This is a genomic window from Halosimplex salinum (genome assembly GCF_003730195.1).
GTDB classification, from domain to species: Archaea; Halobacteriota; Halobacteria; order Halobacteriales; family Haloarculaceae; genus Halosimplex; species Halosimplex salinum.
On sequence record NZ_QWGG01000001.1, the window covers coordinates 236,233 to 257,814 of the forward strand.

Below are 21,582 nucleotides of genomic sequence, written 5' to 3' on the forward strand. Positions count from 1 at the left end.
GCGCGCGCTGTCGCGGGGTTCATCCCGCGACAGCATCGTGCGAGGGATGAGCGAGGGAACGGAGTGACCGAGCGAATCGGTTGGGGAGGTGTGAGGCTGATTGCGGTGCTGTGCGGGTGCTGTTCTCCTGGTGGACTGAAAGGGCGAGACGCGCTCGCGGTGAGCGGAGCGAACAGAGTCGTCTGAGCGGGTACCATTCGAGGGAGCGAAGCGACCGAGAATATCCCGGTCAGCGACCGCGAGCGGGTCGAGGGCTTTCAGCACTCGTTGTTCTCAGCAGCCATTCCAACTCAGAGCGAGCGGGTCGAGGGCTTTCAGCGCTTGCCGTCGCCCGCGGTCGGTTCATTTCGTAGCGAGCGGGTCGAGGGCTTTCACCGGTTGCTGCTTCCTGCGGTGGAGACGACTGCTAGCGAGCGGGTCGAATCCGTTTCGACCACCCCAGAAACCCAATCACACGCCCAGAATCAACGGAACCAGCAGGACACCCATCAACGACGCTCGACGCGAACCGAACTTCACGGGCACCAGCCCCACGAGCGTCGACACGCCGAACACGCCGATGCCGAGCGGGCCGGTCAACACGCCCACGACCAGAACGATCAGGCACAGCACCCCGATAGACAGCCGCGTGTAGTCCATCCGCCCGACTCGCCGCAGATAGCCGTCACCGAGGGTCACCACCAGCACGAACCCGGCAGCGGCCGCCGCGAGCACGCTCCCGAGCAGTACCGGAAGATCCAGCGGGACACCGGCCTCCTCCACGGCGACCATCACGCCGGTCCGGGGCGTCCCGAGCGCGACCAGCGCCAGCAGGGCGAAGATCGTGTTCGCGGTGTTCACGCCGCTCGTGGTCACGACGAACGCGCGCGGGCCGTCACCGGAGACAGCCAACAGCGCGACCGTCGCCGCGATGGCACTGGACACGCCGGGCACGTACCCCACGACAGCCCCGGAGAGCGTCCCGACGAACGCGAACCCCGCGACCCCTCGCCGGGAGACGGTCACCCGGGGTTCCTCCTGCTCGGGGACGCCCTTGCCGGTCAAGGCGTCGAGCAGGACCGGCGCGCCGAACAGACCGGTGAACAGCGGTGCGAGCATCCCCCCGGAACCGACCAGCCCGCCCGCCGGGAGGTCGAGCGCGACTGCGCCGAGCGCGCCGCTCGTCGCCACGGAGAGGGCCGCACCCAGTCGACCGAGATTGGACGCCTCGGTCACGACGAGGACGACCACCACCGCGCCCAGCACGAGCGGTAGGTTCGCCCGAAGGGTCGGGTAGACGGTGGTCATCGCGTGGGTCATCGGGAGCGCCAGCGGCACGGCCAGCACCACCGCGCCGGCGCTACCCAGCGCCGACAGCCGCAACGCCTCTCGCCCCCGGCCGGCCAGCACGAGTCGATGGCCCGGGAGCGCGGAACTGGCCATCGCGGGGTCGGGGACGCCGAGCGCCAGTGCGGGCACCACGTCGAGGAAGGTGTGGACCGTTCCGGCGGCGAGCATCGCCGCGCCGACGAACCGCACGGGGCCGGGGACCGACGGCGCGACCCCGGCGAGCAAGAGCGCGAACGTGTTGGCGTGGATGCCCGGCGTCAGTCCGCTGACGGTCCCCAGCGCCACGCCGCCGGCGAGAAAGCCGCAGAACAGGAGCGTCTCACCGGGGTCGACGACGACGCGAACGCCGAGGGGGTCCATCGCGACGGAGTGGTCCCGGAATCGCGGATAAACCCTCGGCCCGACTCCCCGTCCAACTCCGTCGAGTCCGCCGGCTCGTAATTTCCTATTTATACTTTGTGACGAGTTTCCGGGGGGGCACCCCTGGATCCGGTGCCTTTTGGGAGGGGGTCGTCCGTCCGGGTGAGAGATGACCGACGCTACGGGAGACGACTCGGCGCCCGACGAATCGGTGTCGGGCGAATCGGCAGCGGACGGGTCGACCACGGACGACACGAGACGGATCGGGACGGCGATCTTCCGATCCGACCTCGGCCGGGCGGGTTCGGACGGAACCGGGTCGACCGACCGCGACGGGACCGACAACGAGACAGAGCCCAGAGACGTCGTGGTGTCGGCCGTCGAGCGCCTCGGCCGCGTCGACCTGTGGCCATCGCGGGGCCTCGACTCGCGGGTCCTCCTCGCCGGTCTGGCGGCCGCATCGGCGTTCGCGCTCGCGGCCGGTACGTGGCTCGGGAGCGCCCGCGCGTTCGATACCCCCGAGCGAACCGCGGCCTACGCCCTCCTCGCGGCCGCTTGCATCGCGGTTGCGGTCGTCGGCCGACGGCGGTCGTGAGCCGACCGCCGGTGATTCAGCCGCTCGACTACCCCTGTCCGACCCGCGTCTCCTCGCCTTCCCAGTACCGTTCGCGCAGTTCGTACTTCTGGACCTTGCCCGTGGCCGTCTCGGGCAGGTCGTCGACGAAGTCGATGCTTCTGGGCTTCTTGTAGCTCGCGAGGTGGTCGGCGGCGAAGTCGATCACCTCCTCCTCGGACAGGTCGGCGTCGTCCTGCTCGACGACGACGCCGTGGACGCGCTCGCCCCACTCGTCGTCGGGTGCCGCGACGACGGCCGCCTTCAGCACGTCCGGGTGGTCGTAGAGGACGTCCTCGACCTCGATCGAGGAGACGTTCTCGCCCCCGGTGATGATGATGTCCTTCTTCCGGTCCTGGATCTGGATCATCCCGTTCTCGTCGACCGTCGCGATGTCGCCCGTGTGGAACCACCCGTCCACGCGTCCGCTGAACGCATCCTCGGTCTGCTCGGGCTTGTTGAGATACCGGTCCATCACCTGGTTGCCTTTCACGACGACCTCGCCCTTCGTCGTGCCGTCCGGGGGAACGTCCTCGCCGTCGTCGTCGACGACGCGAATTCGCGTGGCGAGGACGCCGAACCCCTGTTTCTGCTTGAGACCGAACCGGTCGTCCGTCTCGCCGAGTCGGCGCGCCGAGTTGCTGGTCGTGATGAGCGGCGCCGTCTCCGTCAGCCCGTAGAGCTGGATCATCTCCCAGCCGAACTCCTCCTCGACCGTCTGGAGGGTGGCCTTCGGTGGCGCGCTCCCGGCGGTCGTCAGTCGCACGTCGCTCTCGCCCGTGGTCTCCGGTTCGTGTTCTTCGTAGTACGTGATGAGCCTGTTCAGCACCGTCGGCGCGCCACAGAGGTGCGACACGTCGCGCTCGACCATCCGCTCGAAGGTCCGACCGGGGTCGAACCCTCGCTGGCAGACGTGTGTCGCACCGACGCCGGTCAGGGCGTAGGTGTACCCCCAGCCGTTACAGTGGAACATCGGGAGCGTCCACAGGTAGGTGTCGTCGTCCGAGATGTCCATGTGGTGGGTCAACAGGAGCGCGTGGTAGTGCTCGGTCCGGTGGGTTCGGACTACTCCCTTCGGGTCGCCGGTCGTCCCCGACGTGTAGTTGATCGTGGCGTCGTCGTCCTCGGCGATGACGGGCCGTTCCGGCCCGTCGGTCGGGTAGTCGCTCACCCAGGTCTCGTAGTCCTCCCAGTCGCCGTCGATCCGGTCGGACTCGTACCCGACGAAGCGACTCGCGGGCACGTCGTCTCTGACCGCCTCGACCTTCTCCGCGAACTCGTGGTCGGCGATCACGACTCGCGCCTCGCAGTCGTTCAGGATGTACTCGTAGTCGCCGGGCGTCAACCGGTAGTTGATCGGCACGAACACCATCCCCAGTTGCTGGGTAGCGAACTCCGTCTCCAGGAAGTAGTGCGTGTTTCCGGCGACGAGCGCCACTCTGTCGCCCCGTTCGAGTCCGGCGTCCAGCAACGCGTTCGACACCTGGTTCACCCGCTCGGCGAACTCGTCGTAGGTGAACTCCCGCCCCTCGTCTGTGACGACCGCCGTCACGTCGTCGTACAGGTCGACGCCCCGGTCGAGGAAGTCCGTCGTCCGCAGTGGTACGTTCATCGTACTGACTCCACTACGGCATATTCATCTCGTATTTTTATGAAGGTTTCCGCGGCGACCCGTGAGTTCGCAGAACTGGGAGTGCCCGCACGAGTGCCGCGGCTCGGCGGCGGAATAAATCGGAGAAGGTGTGACCGGCGTTAGCCGAACAGCTCGCCGAGGCCCTCGCCGCTCGCGTCCTCGTCTTCGTCGTCGTCGTCGTCGCCGCCTTCGTCGGCGTCGGCTTCCTCGGCCTCGTCGTCGTCGCCGCCCTCGTCCGCGGACTCGTCCGCGCTGGCGGCGCCGCCCGCGGCCCCACCGGTCGCGGCGGGGACTGCGGCGGCCTGCTCGACTGCCTCGTTGATGTCGACGTCTTCGAGCGCCGCGACGAGCGCCTTGACGCGGGACTCCTCCACGTCGACGCCGGCGGCCTCGAGCACGTCCGTCAGGTTTTCTTCGTTGATCTCTGCGTCGGTCTCGTTCAGGATGAGTGCTGCGTAAACGTATTCCATTGTTGTTAGAACATCGCTCCGAGTGCGTCGCCGGCGTCCTCGTCGTCGTCGTCATCCTCGTCCGCGGCCTCGTCGGCCTCGGCTTCGGACTCGTCGCTCTCGTCGGCGCCGTCCTCGGTGTCGGGTTGGTCGTCGGTCGATTCGGTCGCGGGCTCCTCGACGTCCTGCAGGTCCTCCGGGAGGGCCTCGGGGTCGTCGACCTGCGCCGCCAGCGCGCGTACCTGCGCGTCGGCTTTCGAGACGAGGTCGTCGGCCAGGTCCGGGCTCTCGATGGACGCCTGCAGGCCGAGGCTCTTCGCGTCGCCCCGAGCCTTCTGGAGCAGCGTCGGAGCGGTCTGGTCGGTCGGGAAGACCGCGTTGACGGCGAGGTTGCGGGCGCGTGCGGCCGCCGCCTCGATGTCCGCCTGGTACTCCTCGACGTCCAGTTCGAGCTCTTCGGGTTCGAACAGCACGCCCTCCGCGTAGACGGCGCGCAGGTCCAGCCCGACTTCCTTGGGCTCGATACCGAGCTCGCTCAGGACGTTCGACAGGTCCGTCGAGACTTCCTCGCCAGCCGAGAGGACCGTCGAGTCCTCGAGGACCTGGATCGACCCTTCCTGGATGCGCGCGTTCGCGCCGACCTGCTGGAGGTCGCCGACGAACGGGCCGGGGTCGATCCCCGTGTCACCCTCCGGGATGACGATGTCGTTCGAGGCGACCTCGCCGGCGTTGATCGGTGCCGGGGTCTTCGAGGCTTCCAGCTGCTGGAAGAGCCCGAACGGGTTCTCGTTGGTGCCGACGAGGCCGACCTGGCCCGACACGTAGTCGGTCAGGACTTCGAGGCCGTCGTCGACCTCCTGGAGTGCACGCACGACGAGCGTGTTGCGCGAGACGCGCAGCTCGGCGGTGCCGTACAGGTCTCGGCGCATGTCCTGCAGCTGTCGGGAGGGGATGCCAGTGATGTCGACGATGCCCACGCTGTCGTAGGACTCGATCATCTCGACGATGTCGGCGACCTCCTCCTGCTTCCACTGCGGGATGGTCTCTGTCTTGCGTTCTGCGCTCATGTTAGGCGACCTCCACTGCCGGCCCCATCGTCGTCTTCACGTAGATGGTGTCGATGTTGAGGGGACCTTTCTCCAGGTCGGCGTGCAGGCGCCGGAGGATCACGTCGATGTTGTCGCCGATCTCCTCGGCGGACATCTCCTCGGCACCGACGCGGGTGTGGAACGTGCGTCGGTCGCCACTGCGGATCGTGACGGAGTTTTTCAGTCGCTCGACCATCTCGACCACGTCGTCGTCCGGCGCGATCGGGTCGGGCATCTTCCCTCGGGGACCGAGCACGGTCCCGAGGTAGCGACCGATGTCCTGCATGAGCGACTCCTCCGCGAGGAAGAAGTCGGTCTCGTCGGCCAGGTCCTTGGCCTCGTTCTCGTTGTCTCCCAGGTCTGCGAGATCGTCGCCGTCGAGGACTTCCTCGGCGGCTTCTTCGGCGCGCAGGGCGGTCTCGCCCTCCGCGAACACGACGATCTGGGTCTCCTGTCCGGTCCCGGACGGGAGGACCACGTCCTGGTCGACGCGGTTCGACGGGTCGTCTAAGTCGATGTCGCGCAGATTTATCGCGAGGTCGACCGTCTCCCGGAAATTCCGGGGCGGTGCGTCCTCGAGTGCACGAGTTACTGCGTTCTCTATTTCCTGATCTGCCATTGTTCACCTCCGTAGTACGCCAACGGCTCCTACGGGTCAGTGAAACAGGCAAAGCCTGTCTCACCTGTGGGGACGCCGATGCGAAACTTAAACCCGTCGAACCGCCGTTCAGAGGCCACTTCGTGACCGACTGTCACGGCCACCGGCCCCTCTCGCAGCGACCCACCCGCAGCTCTATCACCGGAGACCGCCGAGAAATACCGCACTGCGTTCGTTTTGCGAGTCTGACGAGCGTTTGCGGACTACGCTGCCGCTTCGTCCGCAAAGACGTCGTCGTACTCGCCCTCGTCGATCCGCTCTTTGAACTCGCGCGGGTTGTTCCCCTCGATGGTCACACCGAGCGAGGTGCAGGTGCCGACGACTTCCTTCGCGGCGTTCTTCAGGTCGTAGGCGAGCAGGTCGGGGTGTTTCTGCTCGGCGATCTGCTTGACCTGCTCCGCGGTGAGGTCGGCGACGAAGGTCTCCTGGGGTTCGCCGCTGCCCGTGTCGAAGCCGGCCTCGTCCTTGATGAGTTCGGCCGTCGGCGGGACGCCGACCTCGATCGAGAACGACCCGTCGTCCTCGTACTCGATGGTAACGGGGACTTCGGTGCCGTCGAACGCTTCGGTCTGGTCGTTGATCTCCTGGACGACAGCCTGCACGTCCACGGGTGTCGGACCGAGCTCCGGTCCGAGGGGCGGGCCCGGATTGGCCTGCCCGCCCGGGACGAGCACTTCGATAGTTCCAGCCATACACGTGGAAACCGGCGGGGCCGGTTTAAGAATTGCTTTTCCCGGACGCTCCGTGCCACGACGACACATGTTGGGTACAACGAACAATACCCACCCCGGTGTAGCTCCGACCGTCGCTCCGTCAGATTGCCGTCCCCAGGGCTCCCCCTCTCCTGAGCCCCCGAAACCCGTCGATCCGCCACGACTGAATTCTGTAACTACTGCTGTAACAACCGTGCGATACCTATTTCCGTACTCAGTCCTGACGATCGGATGCGAACAACGGACCGGTGGCGACACGCCGCCGGTCCGGCACCACCATGACAAGCACGAACCAGCGAGTCACGGGCCGTCACGTTCAGCCCTTCGAACGCGAGGACGACGAGTCCGAGGCAGCGACCGAGTCCGAACGCGAGCGAGACGAGTGCCCCGAGTGCGGTGCCGCGGGGATCACCGACGAGAAGCGCGGTGAGATGGTGTGTCAGGAGTGCGGCGTCGTTCTCGAGGAGGACGTCGTCGACCGCGGGCCGGAGTGGCGGTCGTTCGACGCCCGCGACAAGGCCGAGAAGAGCCGCGTCGGATCGCCGACGACGGAGATGCTCCACGACAAGGGACTCTCCTCGGTGATCGACTGGCAGAACAAGGACGCCAACGGGCAGACGCTCTCCCCGAAGAAGCGCGAGCAGATGTCCCGCCTGCGAACCTGGGACGAACGCTTCCGCTCCCAGAGCGCCCAGGACCGGAACCTCAAGCAGGCGCTCGGCGAATTCGACCGGATGGCCTCCGCGCTCGGCATCCCGAAGGACGCCCGCGAGACGGCCAGCGTCATCTATCGCCGCGCGCTCGACGAGGAACTCATCCCCGGCCGCTCCATCGAAGCGATGGCGACAGGCTCCCTTTACGCGGGCGCGCGTCAAGCGGGCGTCCCGCGCACGCTCGACGAACTCGAAGTGGTCAGCCGTGTCGAGCGCAAGGAGTTCGCGCGCGCCTACCGCTACATCGCCCGGGAGCTCGAACTCGCGATGAAGCCGACCGACCCGGCACAGTTCGTCCCGCGTCTGACCTCCGACCTCGACCTCCCCGAGGAGACCAAACAGCGGGCGATGGAGCTGCTCGAAGCCGGCAAGCGCGAGGGGGTCCACTCGGGCAAGAACCCCGTCGGACTCGCTGCGGCGGCCATCTACGCCGCCGGTCGGCTGACGAACGTCGACGTGACCCAGCACGAGGTCGCCGACGTGGCCGACGTCTCCGCGGTGACGATCCGCGACCGGTACACCGAACTGCTCGACGCCGACGACCAGGTCGCCTGAGCTCCGATGTCGACAGCAGACGGAGACCGCGCTACAGACGGTCGGTCCGGCCCGCCGAGGCCCGGGACCGGACGCGACCGTCTCGAACGACCACCGTTATCCCGTCGACCGTGCAATGTCCTCTGAGAGACCACCAGTATCCATGTCGAACGACGAGTCCCCCGTCGGACCCGACGAGGACGACCTCGTCTCCGAGACGACCTCGCTCCTCGAGACGTTCGGACTGACGGCCTACGAAGCGAAGTGTTTCGTCGCCCTGACGCGCATCGGCCACGGCACCGCCCGCGAACTCGCGGAGGTCGCCGACGTGCCCCGCCCGCGCGTCTACGACAGCGTCGAGTCCCTCCAGGAGCGCGGACTCGCCGACGTCCAGGACTCCCAGCCGCGCCGGTTTCGCGCGTCGGACCCCCGCGACGCCGTCGAGACTATCCGCCGCGAGTACGGCGAGCGCCTCGACCGCCTCGAAGGCCTCCTCCCGCGACTCAAGTCGCCCGAACCCCGCGAGGAACGAGCCGGCGTCTGGGTCGTCGAGGGCGACGACGCCGTCAGCGACCGCCTCGCGGGCCTCGCCGCGGACGCGACCGGAGAACTGCTCGTCGTCGTCGCCGTCGAGAGCCTGCTGACCGACGACCTGCTCGAGGCGCTGTCGGCCGCCGACGAACGCGGCGTCGCGGTCACCGCCGGATCGCCGAGCCCGGCGATCCGCGACGCTATCGCGGACGCCGCACCCGGTGCGACCGTCCTCGAGACCTGGACGTGGTGGACGGACCATCCCATCGAAGCCGGCGAGATCAGCGCGATCCTCATGGCCGACGGCAGCGAACTGCTCGTCAGTTCGGACCTGGAGACGGATCTCCCCGGAGTCGACCGCCACAGCGCCGTCTGGACCGACGACGAACGCGCGCCGCTGGTCGGGATGATGCGACCGCTCCTCGCGAACGCAATTCGGTTCGGCCCCGAAGCGTCTGGACCGGCCTGACCTGCAGAAGCCGCTCCGACTCGACGCCGACCGCGGGCATCGAGTCGACCGAGTGACACCGATTCAGGCGACCGAGATCCCGTTGCGCGCGAGGAAGTCGCTCGCGCTCTTTATCTCGACCGGGCTCCCGATGATCCGAACCTGGCACTCCTCCTGACGGATCGTGAGTGTAAACCGCTCTTCGAGGTCCGCTTTCAGCCCATCGATCGCGCTGGCTGGCAGGAGGATCTCCGTGCTGTCACGGAGTCGGTCCGGATCCGACATGATCGATCCTGTCGGCTCTCGTCGTATTAGTGTATCGAAACGCCGCTCGTTCTCTTCTGTCAACATGTGTCGATGGGGCGCGCCGCGGGCCCCACCCGGTCGGGAAGAACACCTTTTTCGGTACCGCTTGCCGACTCACTGATAATGGGGCTCGAAGAGGAGATCCGCGAGATCGAAGAGGAGATCGCGACCACGCCCTACAACAAGTCGACCGAGAGCCACATCGGTCGGCTGAAAGCGAAGCTCGCGGAGAAAAAGGAGAAGCTGGAGAACCAGTCCTCCGCCGGCGGCGGGTCGGGATACGCCGTCGAGAAGACCGGCGACGCGACCGTCGCGCTGGTCGGCTTCCCGAGCGTCGGCAAGTCCACGCTCCTGAACGCCCTCACGAACGCCGAGAGCGAGGTCGGTTCCTACGAGTTCACGACGCTCGACGTCAACCCCGGCATGCTGCAGTACAACGGCGCGAACATCCAGATGCTCGACGTGCCCGGGCTCATCGAGGGGGCCGCGGAGGGGCGCGGCGACGGACAGGCCGTCCTCTCGGTCGTCCGCACCGCCGACCTCGTCGTCTTCGTCCTTTCCGTCTTCGAGATCGACCAGTACGCGCGTCTCTCCGAGGAACTGTACAACAACAAGGTTCGCATCGACACCGAACCCCCCCGCGTTACCGTGCGGAAGAAACACAAGGACGGGATCAACGTCACCGCGAGCACCGACCTCGAACTGGACGAGGAGACGATCAAGAGCGTCCTGCGCGAGCGCGGATACGTGAACGCCGACGTCAACATCGGGGAACAGGTCGACATCGACCGCCTGCTCGACGGCGTGCTCGACAACCGCGAGTACCTCCCGTCGCTCGTGACGGTCAACAAGGCCGACCTCATCGAACCCGACTACCTCGACACCGTCCACGACCAGCTCCGCGAGCACGACATCGACCCGGAGGATGCCATCTTCATCAGCGCCGAGGAACAGAAGGGGCTCGACGCGCTCAAGGAGGCGATCTGGGAGGAGCTCGGGCTCATCCGGATCTACATGGACAAACCGGGCCGCGGTGTCGACTACGACGAACCGCTCGTCCTGCGCGAAGGGGATACGATCGAGGACGCGTGCGAGAAACTCGGCGGGGAGTTCGAGGACCGCTTCCGGTTCGCGCGCGTCTCCGGTCCGAGCGCCAAACACGACGAACAGCAGGTCGGGATGGACCACGAACTCGCCGACGAGGACGTGCTCCGCATCCTGACGACGCGATGAGCCGCCGGGAAGCCGAGGACTCGCCCGTCCCTCCCGCCAGACGGGCGCTCGTCGTCGCCGCTGCCGGGGTCGTCCCCTGGCTAGTCATTCCGTACGGTGACGGGTACAGCCTCGTCCTCTCGGTCGCGCTCGCGAACCCGGAGACGCTCACGCTGACCTCGGTCTACCACTACGTCTTCGTGTACACGCGCGACATTCCGACCGCGCTGTTAGCCTGGCCTGTCGCGTCGCTCCTCTACGTCTCGGGGGTCGCCAGCGCGGCGCTCTCCCGGGTCGGACGTGAGGACCGTCGCGTCACCGCCGGGCTGTTCGCCCTTGCGGGACTGGACGTGCTCTACGCGGCCGTCGGATTCTCCTCGTATCGGGCCGGTGTCGTGGCGATCCCGCTGGGGGTCGTCGGGCTCTGGCTCGCGGCGTGGACGAGCAGACCCTGATCTTCCGCGTTCGGTATCCTCTTCTAGCTGGCTACCCAGTTTTCGGATATGGACGGTACGCTCGACCACGTGATGATGCGCGTCGAAGACCTGGACGAATCGCTCGACTGGTACACGACACACCTCGACTACGAGGAGAAGGGCCGCTGGGAGGCTGACACCTTCACGAACGTCTTCCTCGGCCCCGAAGACGTTCACGACGAGGGCGCACTGCTCGAACTGACCTACAACCACGACGGCCGGTCGTACACCATGGGCGACGGCTGGGGCCACATCGCGGTCCGCGTCGAAGACGTCAACGACGCCTACTACGAACTGATGGACGAGGGCGTCGAGGACTACCGACGGCCGGAGGACAACCCGGGGTACGCGTTCGTGAAAGACCCGGACGGCCACGAGATCGAGATCGTCGAGCGCGACCACGGCGCACGCTGGAGCATCGACCACACGATGATCCGCGTCGAGGACGCCGACGAGGCGCTGGGCTGGTGGACCCGCAAGTTCGAGTACGAGCACACCGGCCGCTGGGAAGCGGACACCTTCGCGAACTACTTCCTGAAGCCCGAGGACGCCGCCGAGGAGGCGATGGCCGTCGAACTCACCTACAATTACGACGGGCGCACGTACGAACTGGGTGACGCCTGGGGCCACCTCGCCGTCCGCGTCGGCGACCTGCACGACGGCTGGGACTCGCTGATGACGCGGGAGGCCGAGGACTACCGCGACCCCGAGAGCTGTGACAACAACTACGCGTTCACCAAGGACCCGGATGGGCACGAAGTAGAAGTCGTCACGTCGTAGAAGGGACTGAACGGGCGCGAGCGAAGCGAGCGGCCGCTTTTTTGCCCCATCTTTTTGCCGCGAGCGGTGTGCGAAGCACTCCCGAGCGGGAAAAAGGTGGTCGGGAAGGATCCGGACGGCCACGAAGTGGAAGTCCTCACGTCGTAGTCAGGTGTCGTGCGTCCGCGGACGGTAGAAGGATGCGGAGCGACCTGAAGATCGAGCGGCGAGAATCACACTACTCGCGGTCGACTGTGCTCGGCGCAGTGACAGTCGACCCGGTCGAACCCATCTACACGGTCGGTAGGCTGTGCTTACGGCCCCGGTTTCGGTATTTAATATCCCGCCAGTCAGCCGCCCGTAAGACAGGTGTCTGACACGTGGTCGAGGGTGCGGTAACCAGTCACAAACGGGTTCTACGTGGGGTTCTGTGCCACGAACGGACCGTTCATCCCGCGGACGTGACCACAAAGCATTTATTACATCCGATGGTGGTTCGTACCGTACCCCTACCCATGGCTGCAGTATTGAGTATCCCGCTGTCGGTTCGGCGCGGCCGACTATCGGTCGCGTGTCCGCGCGGTTTGAAAGCTACTGTGGCCGCTGATAGAAGATCCAACAAACTATGACAGGAACTAACGACAAACTTCGCAGTTTGTTCCTGACGGTGCTGATGGTCGTCTCCGTGTTCGGAGGCACCGTCGCATTCGCAGGAACAGCCGCTGCGGCTAACACGGACCCTGGCGTAACGAGCGCTACAGAGTCCAACAACGCCATCACGGTTGAGTTCAACCGTAGTGGTGTCGAATCGCTCAACTCAGAAGCGGGCGACGTCGCCGCTGAAGACGTCGAAGTCTACATCCGGAGCGCCGGTAGTGGTGAGTTCGTCAACTACAGTACGGACTCGGCCGCTGACTTCGACCTGACCGACGTCACTACTGACGAAACCGCTGGCGAAAACGCCGAGGTCGTTCTCGGTACCGGCAACGGTTGGGGCAACCTGAGCCCGGCCGACGAGGTGAAGGTGCAGTTCAACAACCTCGTCAGTACGGGTTCGAGTGACGGGCTGTACAACACGGGGAACGTCTCGGTTGACCTCTCCGCAGCAACGCTCGCTTACTCGAATAACGACTACAACACCGAAGGTAGCGCCCAGCGCGTCTACCAGGGTACCCCGATAACCATCGACGCATCGGGGTCCAACACCGAAGACGGATCCGCTGACAACACGCCGTTCCTCTTCCAGAACGCGGACACCAACTCCACGATCCTGGAAGGGTCGACCGGCGAGGACGCTCAGCGATTCGTCTTCAACACCGACCGTCTGTCCTCGGGCGACACCTACCGACTGGTGTTCAACCCGACCAGCGGTGCGCAGGACATCGACAACACGGGCGACCGTAAGGTCAAGTACATCACGATCGACTCGCTGCAGCTGTCCGCGTCCCTCGACCAGGACGGTTCCCTGTTCGAGCACAACGAGGACGTCGAGCTCGACGTGAGCGGGGACGCCATCCGTGGCAACTCCCGACTCGCCGTGACCATCGACGGTCCGTCCACCAAGTACGAGGAAGCACGTCTCGACAACGGCGGTAACATTGTCGACGCGAGCTACTCGTACTCCCCGAGTGACGTCGACGCTGGTGACTACACGGTCACCGTGACCGACGTCAAGACCGGCGTCGACGTGACCGCCGGCGAATTCTCGGTCGACGAATTCCCGTCCGCTAGCTCCGCCTCCTTCGGTGGCGGTGTCTTCGAAGAGGAACGCGGTGACGTCGTCGAGATCCCGATCAACCTTCAGAACAGCGAAGAAGGCGCTCAGGCTACCGTGCAGGTCGGTAGCAAGAGCGAGACCAACTACGTGACGAACGTGACGGTTGCTGACGAGGACGGCGACGGGCAGGTCGTCCTCGAATGGAACACGTACATGACCGGTACGAACATCTCTGAGCGGATCTTCTCCGCCCAGGGTGACGACAACGTCACGAACTTCGGTAACGAGTCCGGTGCGTTCATGCAGGACCTGCGTCAGGCCGCAGCTGACAACGGTCAGCTCGGCTTCACTGACGTCGCGAACGCGCCCGACTCCCACATCGACTACGCAGCAATCGCTACGATCGACGCGGCCTCGTACGACCTCGCGGTCGTCGCGAACGACGAGGACGATGACCTGAACAACTTCAACTTCACCGAGGTCGACGAAGACGACGTCGGTGCAGTGTCGATCAACTCTCGTTCGACCGAAAGCAGCGACGTGTGGGTTGTCCCGGCCGGTAAAACGGACCAGGTCGACCTCCAATTCATCGACGAGAACACCGACAACACCGAGGATGACATCGACGGCAACCTGACCCAGTCCGACCAGGCGACCGAGGGTGAACTCATCGTTCACCAGGTCTCCGCCTCGGGTCTGGAAGGTATCCTCCGCAACCGCACGGACGCGGGCACGAACGCCACGCAGGCGTTCCTGAACGAGGAATCCAACTACGTCGAGAACAACGCCAACATCGGGAACCTGTTCCCGACGTTCACTGCAGCCTTCGAGGAGCTCGAACCGCAGGCTAACCGTCAGCCGCGGACGTTCGACCTCGACACGACGAACACGGTAGTCATCCCGGACTACCAGAACGACACCTACTACATCGCTGTGAAGCTCAGCGGTGTGGATGAGGACAAGCTCGTCGACAACGACGCCTGGAACGCCAGCTTCGGCTTCGAAGAGTACGACGCGATCGGCCCGGTCCTCGGCGGCGAGGGCGGCGGCACGGTCGACTCCGAATGGACGTACTACGACGCTGAAGCCAACCTCCAGACGAACGCCGACGACGAGGTCATCATCCGCAACGAGGACAGCCAGACTATCCGCGGCGACACGAACGTCGCTCCGGGTACGAAGCTCGGCCTCCGCATCAACAGTCAGGAGGACACCAGTCCGTTCCTGACCACGCTGAACACCCACGTGAGCGAGGACCGCACCTTCGCCGCCTCCGGTGACTTCAGCCAGCGCGGTGCGGGCATCAACTTCACCGTTAACGTTCGCCGCGGCGGCGACCGCATCGGTGGCCCGTACGACGGTCGCATCCTCGGTGAGGCGACTGCCTCGGTCACCTTCAACGACCAGGCAGTCCCCGAGGAGAACCAGGAAGTTCGCGTCGAGTCCGCGACGCTCTCCGACGGTGGCTTCATCGCCATCCACGAGGGTAGCGCGAGCGGCGACGTGATCGGCACCAGCCGCTACCTCGAGCCGGGTCAGCACTCCAACGTGCGCATCGACCTGGACGAGGATGTCTCCGAGACGACCACGCTGGTCGCCATGCCGCACCTCGACGACAACTCGAACAACCTGTACGACTTCCCCGAGGCCGACGCGCCGTACACTGCCGACGGTGGCGCAGTGACTGACAGCGCGTCCGTCTCGCTGGACGTCGACACTCCGACGCCGACCCCGACGGCGACGCCGACGGACACCCCGAGCCCGACGCCGACCCCGACGGACGAGCCGACGGACACGCCGACGGACGAGCCGACGGACACGCCGACGGACGAGCCGGCTGACGAGACCGACGAGCCTGAGGACACCCCGACGCCGACCACCGAAGACGACGGTGCCGGCTTCGGTGTCGCAGTCTCGCTCATCGCCCTGCTCGGTGCCGCGCTGATCGCAGCGCGCCGCCGCGACTAAGGGTAACCCATCGGGCTGACGCCCGATTCGACTCATTCGACATTTTTTGGACGCTACACCGGACAGCGACAGCGCCACCCACCGGCGGGTTCGGCGCTCGTGCGCGTGCCCGACACCTAACGACAAAGCATATACTTGCGATCCGATTAGGGATGACAACGACAGATGTTAGACGCCGTACTCGCCGGACTGGAGTGGGCCACGCAGTTCTCGGACCCGCTGGCGTGGCTGACGCTCGCGGCGTTTCTCGTGACCGCGGTTCTCGACTGGCAGGGCGAGCGGGAGTACGCCCGCTCCGTCGGGGTTGCGGGCTGGGCGCTGTTCGGCGTCTTCTGGTTCAGTCTCCTGTATCACTTCGCGTTCGTCCAGAAGAGCGTCATCGAAGGTGTGGGCGCACTCGTCGCCGTCCCCGCCGCGTTCTACGTCGGCTACCTGCTCTGGCAGGGACGGGACTCCCTGTTCGTCCTCTCGCGTGCCGTCGTCGTGATGGGTGCGATATTCTTCCCGTTCGAGACGATTCCGGTTCTCCGCCAGTTCCTCGTCGAGGCGGTCGCCGCGCAGACGGACCTGCTCATCTCGCTCGTCGGATCGAACCCGGAGCTGGTTCGGGGACACGAAACCGTCGTCGGCGGCGAACGCGTCGTCGTGTACGACAATTACATCATCGGCGAGAAGGAGCACCTCTACGAGAACACGTTCGCATTCACCACCGACGGGCACACGATCTTCTACTCGATCATCATCGCCTGTACCGGCATCGGGAGCATGGCGATCTTCGGCGGCCTGATAGCGGCAGTCGAAGCGCCGCTACGCCGCAAGCTCCGCGCCCTCGCGGTCTCGATCCCGGTCATCTACGGACTGAACCTCGGCCGGAACGTCATGATCGCCGTCGGGTTCGGCGAGCAGCGCTTCGACGTCTTTCCCGACCTCGTGATGTCGATATTCTCGCTGGAAGACCCGTACATGGTCTCGTACATCGTGGTCGACCGCATCATCGCTCAGGGGCTCTCGGTGGTCGCGCTCGTGGGGATCACCTACCTCGTCGTCCGGGAACTCCCGGAGGTCATGGGGATAATCGAGGACCTGCTGTTCGTCGTGACGGGGTCTGAGTACGACCTCCGGGCGGCCCTCGACGTCCAGCCGGTCGCGGCGGACGGCGGCGACGGCGACGGCGCTCGGTCAGACGACTAGTGCTTCCAGCGCGTCCGCCGGCGCACCGCCGAGTGCGGCGAGCGCATCGCGTTCCATGAGATGGAGGTCTCCGGGCACGACCAGTAGATGGAGCGGATCGCCGAACGACTCCTCGGCGAGCACGGAGAGGTAGTCGGCGCGGACGACGGGGTCAGGGCTCCCTGCACGGGCGACGACCACGCCGAGCACGTCGTCGTCCGAGGCTTCGACGAGGCGAGCGGCCGCCTCGTCGGCGCGCATGTAGTCGTCGTTGGCGGCGTCGATGTCGAGGAAGACGAGCGTGTGGAGGCCGCGCTGGCGGTTCTCGTCGACGGTGTCGAGGACGCTCTGCGGGAGCGCGTCGCCGGCGTGTGACCGCTCGAAGGGGAGCGTGGTCGCCTTCCCGAAGCGGTAGTTCTGGAGGCCGGTGAGCGCGCTCGCGGCGGCCTGGGCGGTCGTCCCGTGGACGACGCGGGTCTCGACGTCCCGTTCGTGAGCGCGCAGTCGGAGGTCGGTGTGGGTGGTGGAGATCATCGTGTCCCCCGCGGTGAGGAAGACGACGTCGGAATCGGCGGCGTCGTCGAGGATGTCTCCGGGGGACTGTTCGACGCCGGCGCGGTCGCGGACCTCGATGTCGGTGTCGTGGTACGCTTCCAGGTCGTCGAGCGTCGCGCCGGCGAGTTTGCTGGTGTAGAACTCGGCGACGACGCGGTCGGCAGACCGGATGGCGTCGCGGCCGGCGACGGTCACCGACCGCTCGTCGTAGAGTCCGAGTCCGACGAATGTGAGCATGGGGTGACTCTCGCCCCCAGCGGATTAAGCCTCGCGAACCGAGGCCGAGCGCGGTCGAATCCGGCCACCTTCCACGCCGGAAGCGTCAGGCTTACCGCGGGACAGCGACCTACTCAAGGTATGGAAGTCCCCTGCGTCCGGGTGCCCCGCGAAGACGGAGAGGCGACGAGACGCAGGCTCGCCGACGCCGACCTGATCGCGGAGGACTACGAGATCGAGGTCGCCGACGGCGCGCTGTTCGTCCCCGTCAGCGACCCGGAAGCGGTTCCCGACGAGTTCGCGGTCGTCACCCGCGAGGCCGCCGCGCGGGAGACGCAGACGATGCCGGCGGACGTGCTCTCGTTCGACCCGACGTACGAGCGGCTTGGCGACGTGGTGATCGTCGACGAGGACGACCCGGAGCGGGCGCGGGCGCTCGCCGACGCCATCGTCGACTCCGACCTGCCGGTCAAGACGGTCGTGAACCGCGCGTCGAAAGTGAAGGGAACCGAGCGAATCCGCGACTGGGACGTGCTGGCCGGCGAGAGCACCGAGGCGGTCCACCGCGAGTACGGCTGTGAGTTCGCGCTCGACCTCTCGACGGTGTACTTCTCGCCGCGCCTCGCGACGGAGCGCCACCGCGTCGTCGAGCAGGTCGACCCCGGCGAGCACGCCTTCGACATGTTCGCGGGCGTCGGGCCGTTCGTGATCCCGTTCGCGAAGCGCGGCGCGACGGCCGTCGGCGTCGACATCAACGACGCGGCCATCGAGTACCTCCGTGAGAACGCCCGCCGAAACGGCGTCGAGGACAGCGTCACGGGCATCTGCGGGGACGTGCGCGAGGTCGCGGCGGAGTACGAGGGCTGGGCCGACCGACTGGTGATGAACCTGCCCCACAGCGCCGACGAGTTCCTCGAGACGGCTGTCGCGCTGGCGAGCGACGAGTGCGTCGTGCACTACTACGACATCCAGCACGAGGACGACCCGTTCGGCCCGGGCGAGCGGGCTATCCGCGAGGCGGCGGAACCGGAGTACGACGTGAGCGTCGAACGGCGCCACACCGTCCGGTCGTACGCGCCGCACGAACTGAACGTCTGTCTCGACGTCCGCCTGACGCGGGTCGACTGATCACCCGCTGAACTCGTCGTAACTGACCGAGCCCTGGTCGACGATCGTCTGGCTGTCCGGGAGCTCTCCGTCCGGCGCGCTGCCTTCCCCTCCGGGGCCACCGGGTTGGCCGACGACGAGACGCCCGACCATGCCCAGGCTCTTGTGCGGCCCGCAGAAGTAGTCGTACGTGCCCGGCGTCTCGAGCGTGTGCTCGAACGTCGCGTCCGCTTCGCTCAGGATGTCGCTGTTCCACGGTTCCGCGTCGGAGGGGATTCGCGTGGTCTCGGCCTGATCGTTCGATTCGGCGTAGGCGACCGTCGAGTGCGCGCCCGAGACGTTGATCCACGTGACGGTCGTGCCGGGTTCGACGAACAGACCGATCGGGTCGAAGTAGTACTCGTCGTCCTCGGTCACCATCTCGACTTCGCTCGACCCGCCTGCCGCCGTCTCGCCGTCGGCGTCGGTCTCCCCGTCTCCGCCGTCGGGTTCCGTCGTGTCGTCCGCGCCGTCGCCGGCCGGCGTGTCGTCCTCGTCGGCGGCGGTGTCTTCGTCCGCGCCGCCGCCCGGCGCACCTCCGCACCCGGCGAGCGCGACCGAGAGGCCAGTCACTGTCGATCCGACGGTCGCGAGATACGTGCGTCGTCTCACACCGGTGATTACGCGGGGATCCGCTTGTGGAGCGGGCTTGCGATAGCCGTATTCGGAGTCTCGGGGGGCGACGGGCCGGGCGCCGCTGCGGTCCACGTGAGACCGCCACAGACGCGCCTCGATTCGCAATCCTTATTGCGGTTATCGGCGGTACGATAAAGTGAAGCGAGGACGCGCCGGAGTCCTGCGAAGCGGCGCAGGGCGTGGCACACGAGGGCATCGAGTGTGCCGGTGTAGCTCAGACTGGTAGAGCGAATCCTTCGTAAGGATTAGGCCAAGGGTTCAAATCCCTTCACCGGCTTGCTTCTGCGACGAACTGACGTGAGGAGCGAAGCGACTACGTGAAGGGATTTGAATCAGGGAGGAGCTCCGCTCCGACCGTGGTTCAAATCCCTTCACCGGCTCTTTCTCTCGACGTTGCACGGGTAGCAGGCGGTCCGGATCTGATCGCACGACCGGTACCATGAAGCCGGTTCGGGCGGTCGTAGGGAGTATGCGGTCAGAGGACGACATCCGGGAACGGATCGCCGAGCTCGAGGACGCGTACGACAGACACGACCCGCCCTCCTCGGAGCTCGAGGACGAGGCGGAGGTCGCAATCCTCCGGGCCATCGAGGAACTGGAGTGGGTGCTCGGAGAGCACGAGGCCGAATCAGGGTTCACGACCTGACGCGGCGCGCCGGACGACACGAACCGACGCGACAGTCCTGAACCTATTTCTCCGTCCGACACCCTGACACGGCCGTGGACACGTGGACCAGGGACGCACTGCTCGCGACCGCGAGCGGCGGCGCACTGCTCGCTTCCCTCGCGATTACGGAGTCACTGTCGCTGCTCGGTCGACCGGCCGTCGCCGTGGCGGGTGTCGCGGCGGCGCTGGCCGTCGAGACGCTGTTCGTCGCGGACACGCCGGCCGCCGAGCTGTGGGAGCGTGCGCCGGTTCGCACGGCGAGCGTCCTGCTGATCGTGGGTGCCGGGGCGCTCGCAGTGCGGGCGGGCGGCCTGTGGCTCGTCGCCGCGGCTTGCTGGGGGCTGGCGACGTACTTCGTCCTGCTGGGACTGTTGGTGACCGGTCTCTGGCGTCCGGCCGAGTCCTGAGCGAGAGCGGAACGGGGACTCAGTGAGTGAGGAGGAGTAGCTGGTCGTCGGTGCGGACCACGCAGAACGGGGCACCGGGGTCGCCGAAGGTGTGCTGCCGTTTCTCGGAGACGAACAGGTGCTCGAACACCTCGCGACAGGCGGGACAGACGAACTCGTTTCGGTTCTCGAGGTGCATCGTCTCCCGCTCCTGGGTGCGAAGCTTCAGGCCGTGGCGGTAGTCGTGGACGTCGAACCCGTCCTCGACGTCGAGCGGTTCCATACCCCCTGATGGGGAGAAGACGTCTTGAAACTCCCGGCGCTCAGGCGCCGATCTCCGCGCCGACGTAGAGGACGACGACGAGGAAGATCCAGACGACGTCGACGAAGTGCCAGTACATCGAGGCGGTGCTGACGGAGGTGTGTCGCTCCGCGGAGTACTGGCCCTTCAGGGCGCGCACGAAGACGATGCCGAGCAGGACGGCCCCGAGGCTCACGTGCAGGCCGTGGAGACCGGTCAGGCCGTAGAACGCCGACCCGAACGCGCCCTCGGTGAGGGTGAACCCCTCGTTGACGATGAACTCGTAGTACTCGTACACCTGCCCGCCGATGAACACGATCCCGAGCGTGAGCGTTACGGCCATCCACTGGAGGAACCGGGACCGGTTGCCCTTCCGGAGTGCGACGTGACCGAAGTGGAGGGTGAAACTGCTGAGGACGAGAATCGCCGTGTTGATGACGATGAGACTGCCCAGCAGGTGCGGGAGGTTCTCGGGCGGCCAGGCGCCCGCCCGGATGAAGAAGTAGTAGACGAAGCCGGCGCCGAAGGTGGCGACCTCCGACCCGAGGAAACAGATCATCGCGAGCCTGAGCGTGTGGGCGCTGTGGTGGTCGGTGCCCCGCTCCCAGAAGTTGACGACGAACGCGTGGTACAGCCAGCCGTACAGGCCTGCGAGGAAGAGCACGATGCTTGCGACCGTGGCGGCCGGGCCGACCATCGGTCCGACGAGCGGGTCTTCGGCCCGTCCGAGCACGAAGAGCGCGGCGGCGACGTAGATGCCCGCCGCGCCGACGGCGGTGATGAACGGCCACCAGCTCGCCTCGCCGAACCCGCGCGGCCAGTCCTCGACCGCTGGCAGGTGGTGACCGCCGTGGTCCCCGTGGTCCTCTGTCGTATCGTCCGCGAGACTCATACGGGACGCTTGCGCCAGCAACACTAAAAAGCCTCTCAAACCGTCCTCGGCCGTCCGGTATCGCCCGATCGTTCGTGTGGGACGCCGAACGTGTTCGCGCCGACGG

General features: G+C 66.4%; 22 protein-coding genes and 1 tRNA gene. 12 read left to right on the forward strand and 11 right to left on the reverse strand.

Going from position 1 to position 21,582, the window contains the following annotated elements; all coding sequences use genetic code 11:
• Nucleotides 1-450: 450 nt before the first annotated feature.
• Nucleotides 451-1,689, reverse strand: a complete 1,239-nt coding sequence (locus D1409_RS01120; RefSeq protein WP_123533209.1) for a tripartite tricarboxylate transporter permease — start codon at nt 1,687-1,689, stop codon at nt 451-453.
• Between the two features lie 169 nt (nt 1,690-1,858).
• On the opposite strand from D1409_RS01120, the gene D1409_RS01125 reads away from it, so the two are divergent.
• The gene (locus D1409_RS01125; protein WP_123533211.1) at nt 1,859-2,284 is read left to right on the forward strand and encodes a hypothetical protein; all 426 of its coding nucleotides are present in this window, start codon (nt 1,859-1,861) and stop codon (nt 2,282-2,284) included.
• A gap of 28 nt (nt 2,285-2,312) precedes the next feature.
• Here D1409_RS01125 and D1409_RS01130 read toward each other — a convergent pair whose 3' ends face one another.
• From D1409_RS01130 to D1409_RS01150, 5 genes are all read right to left on the reverse strand, one after another.
• Nucleotides 2,313-3,914: a long-chain-fatty-acid--CoA ligase gene (locus D1409_RS01130; protein ID WP_123533213.1), complete on the reverse strand. Its 1,602-nt coding sequence runs from the start codon at nt 3,912-3,914 to the stop codon at nt 2,313-2,315.
• Between the two features lie 140 nt (nt 3,915-4,054).
• Nucleotides 4,055-4,405, reverse strand: a complete 351-nt coding sequence (rpl12p, locus tag D1409_RS01135; RefSeq protein ID WP_123533215.1) for a 50S ribosomal protein P1 — start codon at nt 4,403-4,405, stop codon at nt 4,055-4,057.
• 5 nt (nt 4,406-4,410) lie between these two features.
• Entirely contained in the window at nt 4,411-5,451 is a 1,041-nt protein-coding gene (locus D1409_RS01140) for a 50S ribosomal protein L10 (RefSeq protein ID WP_123533216.1), read from the reverse strand.
• Nucleotide 5,452: 1 nt separating this feature from the next.
• Nucleotides 5,453-6,091, reverse strand: coding sequence for a 50S ribosomal protein L1 (locus tag D1409_RS01145; protein ID WP_123533218.1), 639 nt, complete (start codon nt 6,089-6,091; stop codon nt 5,453-5,455).
• Nucleotides 6,092-6,333: 242 nt separating this feature from the next.
• Entirely contained in the window at nt 6,334-6,822 is a 489-nt protein-coding gene (locus tag D1409_RS01150; protein ID WP_123533220.1) for a 50S ribosomal protein L11, read from the reverse strand.
• 299 nt (nt 6,823-7,121) lie between these two features.
• Here D1409_RS01150 and D1409_RS01155 point away from each other — a divergent pair, with 299 nt between their 5' ends.
• Together D1409_RS01155 and D1409_RS01160 are read left to right on the forward strand one after the other, a co-directional pair.
• Nucleotides 7,122-8,111, forward strand: coding sequence for a transcription initiation factor IIB (locus D1409_RS01155; RefSeq protein ID WP_123533222.1), 990 nt, complete (start codon nt 7,122-7,124; stop codon nt 8,109-8,111).
• Nucleotides 8,112-8,253: 142 nt separating this feature from the next.
• Complete coding sequence (locus D1409_RS01160) at nt 8,254-9,090, forward strand: TrmB family transcriptional regulator (RefSeq protein ID WP_123533223.1); 837 nt, start codon at nt 8,254-8,256, stop codon at nt 9,088-9,090.
• 63 nt (nt 9,091-9,153) lie between these two features.
• Here the strand turns inward: D1409_RS01160 and D1409_RS01165 are convergent, their stop codons facing one another.
• Entirely contained in the window at nt 9,154-9,354 is a 201-nt protein-coding gene (locus tag D1409_RS01165; protein ID WP_123533225.1) for a VNG_1110C family protein, read from the reverse strand.
• A gap of 144 nt (nt 9,355-9,498) precedes the next feature.
• On the opposite strand from D1409_RS01165, the gene D1409_RS01170 reads away from it, so the two are divergent.
• The 5 genes from D1409_RS01170 to artA all read left to right on the forward strand — a co-directional run bounded on the left by D1409_RS01170 (nt 9,499) and on the right by artA (nt 16,698).
• Nucleotides 9,499-10,608 carry an OBG GTPase family GTP-binding protein gene (locus tag D1409_RS01170; protein ID WP_123533228.1) on the forward strand — a complete coding sequence of 370 codons (1,110 nt, stop codon included), beginning with the start codon at nt 9,499-9,501 and terminating at the stop codon, nt 10,606-10,608.
• Nucleotides 10,605-11,042, forward strand: coding sequence for a TIGR04206 family protein (locus D1409_RS01175; protein ID WP_123533230.1), 438 nt, complete (start codon nt 10,605-10,607; stop codon nt 11,040-11,042). The genes D1409_RS01170 and D1409_RS01175 overlap by 4 nt, the downstream gene beginning before the upstream one ends.
• A 48-nt stretch (nt 11,043-11,090) precedes the next feature.
• Nucleotides 11,091-11,843 carry a VOC family protein gene (locus D1409_RS01180; protein WP_123533232.1) on the forward strand — a complete coding sequence of 251 codons (753 nt, stop codon included), beginning with the start codon at nt 11,091-11,093 and terminating at the stop codon, nt 11,841-11,843.
• A 604-nt stretch (nt 11,844-12,447) separates the two neighbouring features.
• Nucleotides 12,448-15,507, forward strand: coding sequence for a DUF7282 domain-containing protein (locus D1409_RS01185; RefSeq protein WP_123534765.1), 3,060 nt, complete (start codon nt 12,448-12,450; stop codon nt 15,505-15,507).
• A gap of 165 nt (nt 15,508-15,672) precedes the next feature.
• Entirely contained in the window at nt 15,673-16,698 is a 1,026-nt protein-coding gene (artA, locus tag D1409_RS01190) for an archaeosortase A (protein ID WP_123533234.1), read from the forward strand.
• Here artA and dph5 read toward each other — a convergent pair.
• Nucleotides 16,687-17,469, reverse strand: a complete 783-nt coding sequence (gene dph5 / locus D1409_RS01195; RefSeq protein WP_123533236.1) for a diphthine synthase — start codon at nt 17,467-17,469, stop codon at nt 16,687-16,689. The two genes, artA and dph5, sit on opposite strands and share 12 nt — an antisense overlap.
• Before the next feature lie 120 nt (nt 17,470-17,589).
• On the opposite strand from dph5, the gene D1409_RS01200 reads away from it, so the two are divergent.
• Entirely contained in the window at nt 17,590-18,576 is a 987-nt protein-coding gene (locus D1409_RS01200; RefSeq protein WP_123533238.1) for a class I SAM-dependent methyltransferase, read from the forward strand.
• Here D1409_RS01200 and D1409_RS25340 read toward each other — a convergent pair whose 3' ends face one another.
• Complete coding sequence (locus D1409_RS25340) at nt 18,577-19,206, reverse strand: plastocyanin/azurin family copper-binding protein (RefSeq protein WP_123533240.1); 630 nt, start codon at nt 19,204-19,206, stop codon at nt 18,577-18,579. It lies immediately after the preceding gene.
• A 227-nt stretch (nt 19,207-19,433) separates the two neighbouring features.
• Here D1409_RS25340 and D1409_RS01210 point away from each other — a divergent pair.
• From D1409_RS01210 to D1409_RS01215, 3 genes are all read left to right on the forward strand, one after another.
• Nucleotides 19,434-19,507: transfer RNA gene (locus tag D1409_RS01210), tRNA-Thr, on the forward strand.
• A 192-nt stretch (nt 19,508-19,699) separates the two neighbouring features.
• Nucleotides 19,700-19,876, forward strand: a complete 177-nt coding sequence (locus tag D1409_RS24225) for a hypothetical protein (RefSeq protein ID WP_164471528.1) — start codon at nt 19,700-19,702, stop codon at nt 19,874-19,876.
• A gap of 74 nt (nt 19,877-19,950) precedes the next feature.
• Nucleotides 19,951-20,304, forward strand: a complete 354-nt coding sequence (locus D1409_RS01215) for a hypothetical protein (RefSeq protein ID WP_123533242.1) — start codon at nt 19,951-19,953, stop codon at nt 20,302-20,304.
• 19 nt (nt 20,305-20,323) lie between these two features.
• Here D1409_RS01215 and D1409_RS01220 read toward each other — a convergent pair whose 3' ends face one another.
• Nucleotides 20,324-20,566: a DUF7385 family protein gene (locus tag D1409_RS01220; RefSeq protein ID WP_123533244.1), complete on the reverse strand. Its 243-nt coding sequence runs from the start codon at nt 20,564-20,566 to the stop codon at nt 20,324-20,326.
• Nucleotides 20,567-20,606: 40 nt separating this feature from the next.
• A complete protein-coding gene (locus tag D1409_RS01225; RefSeq protein WP_123533247.1) occupies nt 20,607-21,476 on the reverse strand; it encodes a cytochrome c oxidase subunit 3 in 870 nt (289 codons plus the stop codon).
• Between the last annotated feature and the right edge of the window lie 106 nt (nt 21,477-21,582).

Bases quoted from the DNA above. Each gene is read 5' to 3' on its own strand.
- D1409_RS01225 (WP_123533247.1), bottom strand. From the start codon at position 21,476: ATGAGTCTCGCGGACGATACGACAGAGGACCACGGGGACCACGGCGGT.
- D1409_RS01180 (WP_123533232.1), top strand. From the start codon at position 11,091: ATGGACGGTACGCTCGACCACGTGATGATGCGCGTCGAAGACCTGGAC.
- D1409_RS01150 (WP_123533220.1), bottom strand. From the start codon at position 6,822: ATGGCTGGAACTATCGAAGTGCTCGTCCCGGGCGGGCAGGCCAATCCG.
- D1409_RS01170 (WP_123533228.1), top strand. From the start codon at position 9,499: ATGGGGCTCGAAGAGGAGATCCGCGAGATCGAAGAGGAGATCGCGACC.
- D1409_RS01175 (WP_123533230.1), top strand. From the start codon at position 10,605: ATGAGCCGCCGGGAAGCCGAGGACTCGCCCGTCCCTCCCGCCAGACGG.
- D1409_RS01140 (WP_123533216.1), bottom strand. From the start codon at position 5,451: ATGAGCGCAGAACGCAAGACAGAGACCATCCCGCAGTGGAAGCAGGAG.
- dph5 (WP_123533236.1), bottom strand. From the start codon at position 17,469: ATGCTCACATTCGTCGGACTCGGACTCTACGACGAGCGGTCGGTGACC.
- D1409_RS01120 (WP_123533209.1), bottom strand. From the start codon at position 1,689: ATGGACCCCCTCGGCGTTCGCGTCGTCGTCGACCCCGGTGAGACGCTC.
- D1409_RS24225 (WP_164471528.1), top strand. From the start codon at position 19,700: ATGCGGTCAGAGGACGACATCCGGGAACGGATCGCCGAGCTCGAGGAC.
- D1409_RS01130 (WP_123533213.1), bottom strand. From the start codon at position 3,914: ATGAACGTACCACTGCGGACGACGGACTTCCTCGACCGGGGCGTCGAC.
- D1409_RS01165 (WP_123533225.1), bottom strand. From the start codon at position 9,354: ATGTCGGATCCGGACCGACTCCGTGACAGCACGGAGATCCTCCTGCCA.
- D1409_RS01155 (WP_123533222.1), top strand. From the start codon at position 7,122: ATGACAAGCACGAACCAGCGAGTCACGGGCCGTCACGTTCAGCCCTTC.
- D1409_RS01220 (WP_123533244.1), bottom strand. From the start codon at position 20,566: ATGGAACCGCTCGACGTCGAGGACGGGTTCGACGTCCACGACTACCGC.
- D1409_RS01125 (WP_123533211.1), top strand. From the start codon at position 1,859: ATGACCGACGCTACGGGAGACGACTCGGCGCCCGACGAATCGGTGTCG.
- D1409_RS01185 (WP_123534765.1), top strand. From the start codon at position 12,448: ATGACAGGAACTAACGACAAACTTCGCAGTTTGTTCCTGACGGTGCTG.
- artA (WP_123533234.1), top strand. From the start codon at position 15,673: ATGTTAGACGCCGTACTCGCCGGACTGGAGTGGGCCACGCAGTTCTCG.
- rpl12p (WP_123533215.1), bottom strand. From the start codon at position 4,405: ATGGAATACGTTTACGCAGCACTCATCCTGAACGAGACCGACGCAGAG.
- D1409_RS01200 (WP_123533238.1), top strand. From the start codon at position 17,590: ATGGAAGTCCCCTGCGTCCGGGTGCCCCGCGAAGACGGAGAGGCGACG.
- D1409_RS01145 (WP_123533218.1), bottom strand. From the start codon at position 6,091: ATGGCAGATCAGGAAATAGAGAACGCAGTAACTCGTGCACTCGAGGAC.
- D1409_RS01160 (WP_123533223.1), top strand. From the start codon at position 8,254: ATGTCGAACGACGAGTCCCCCGTCGGACCCGACGAGGACGACCTCGTC.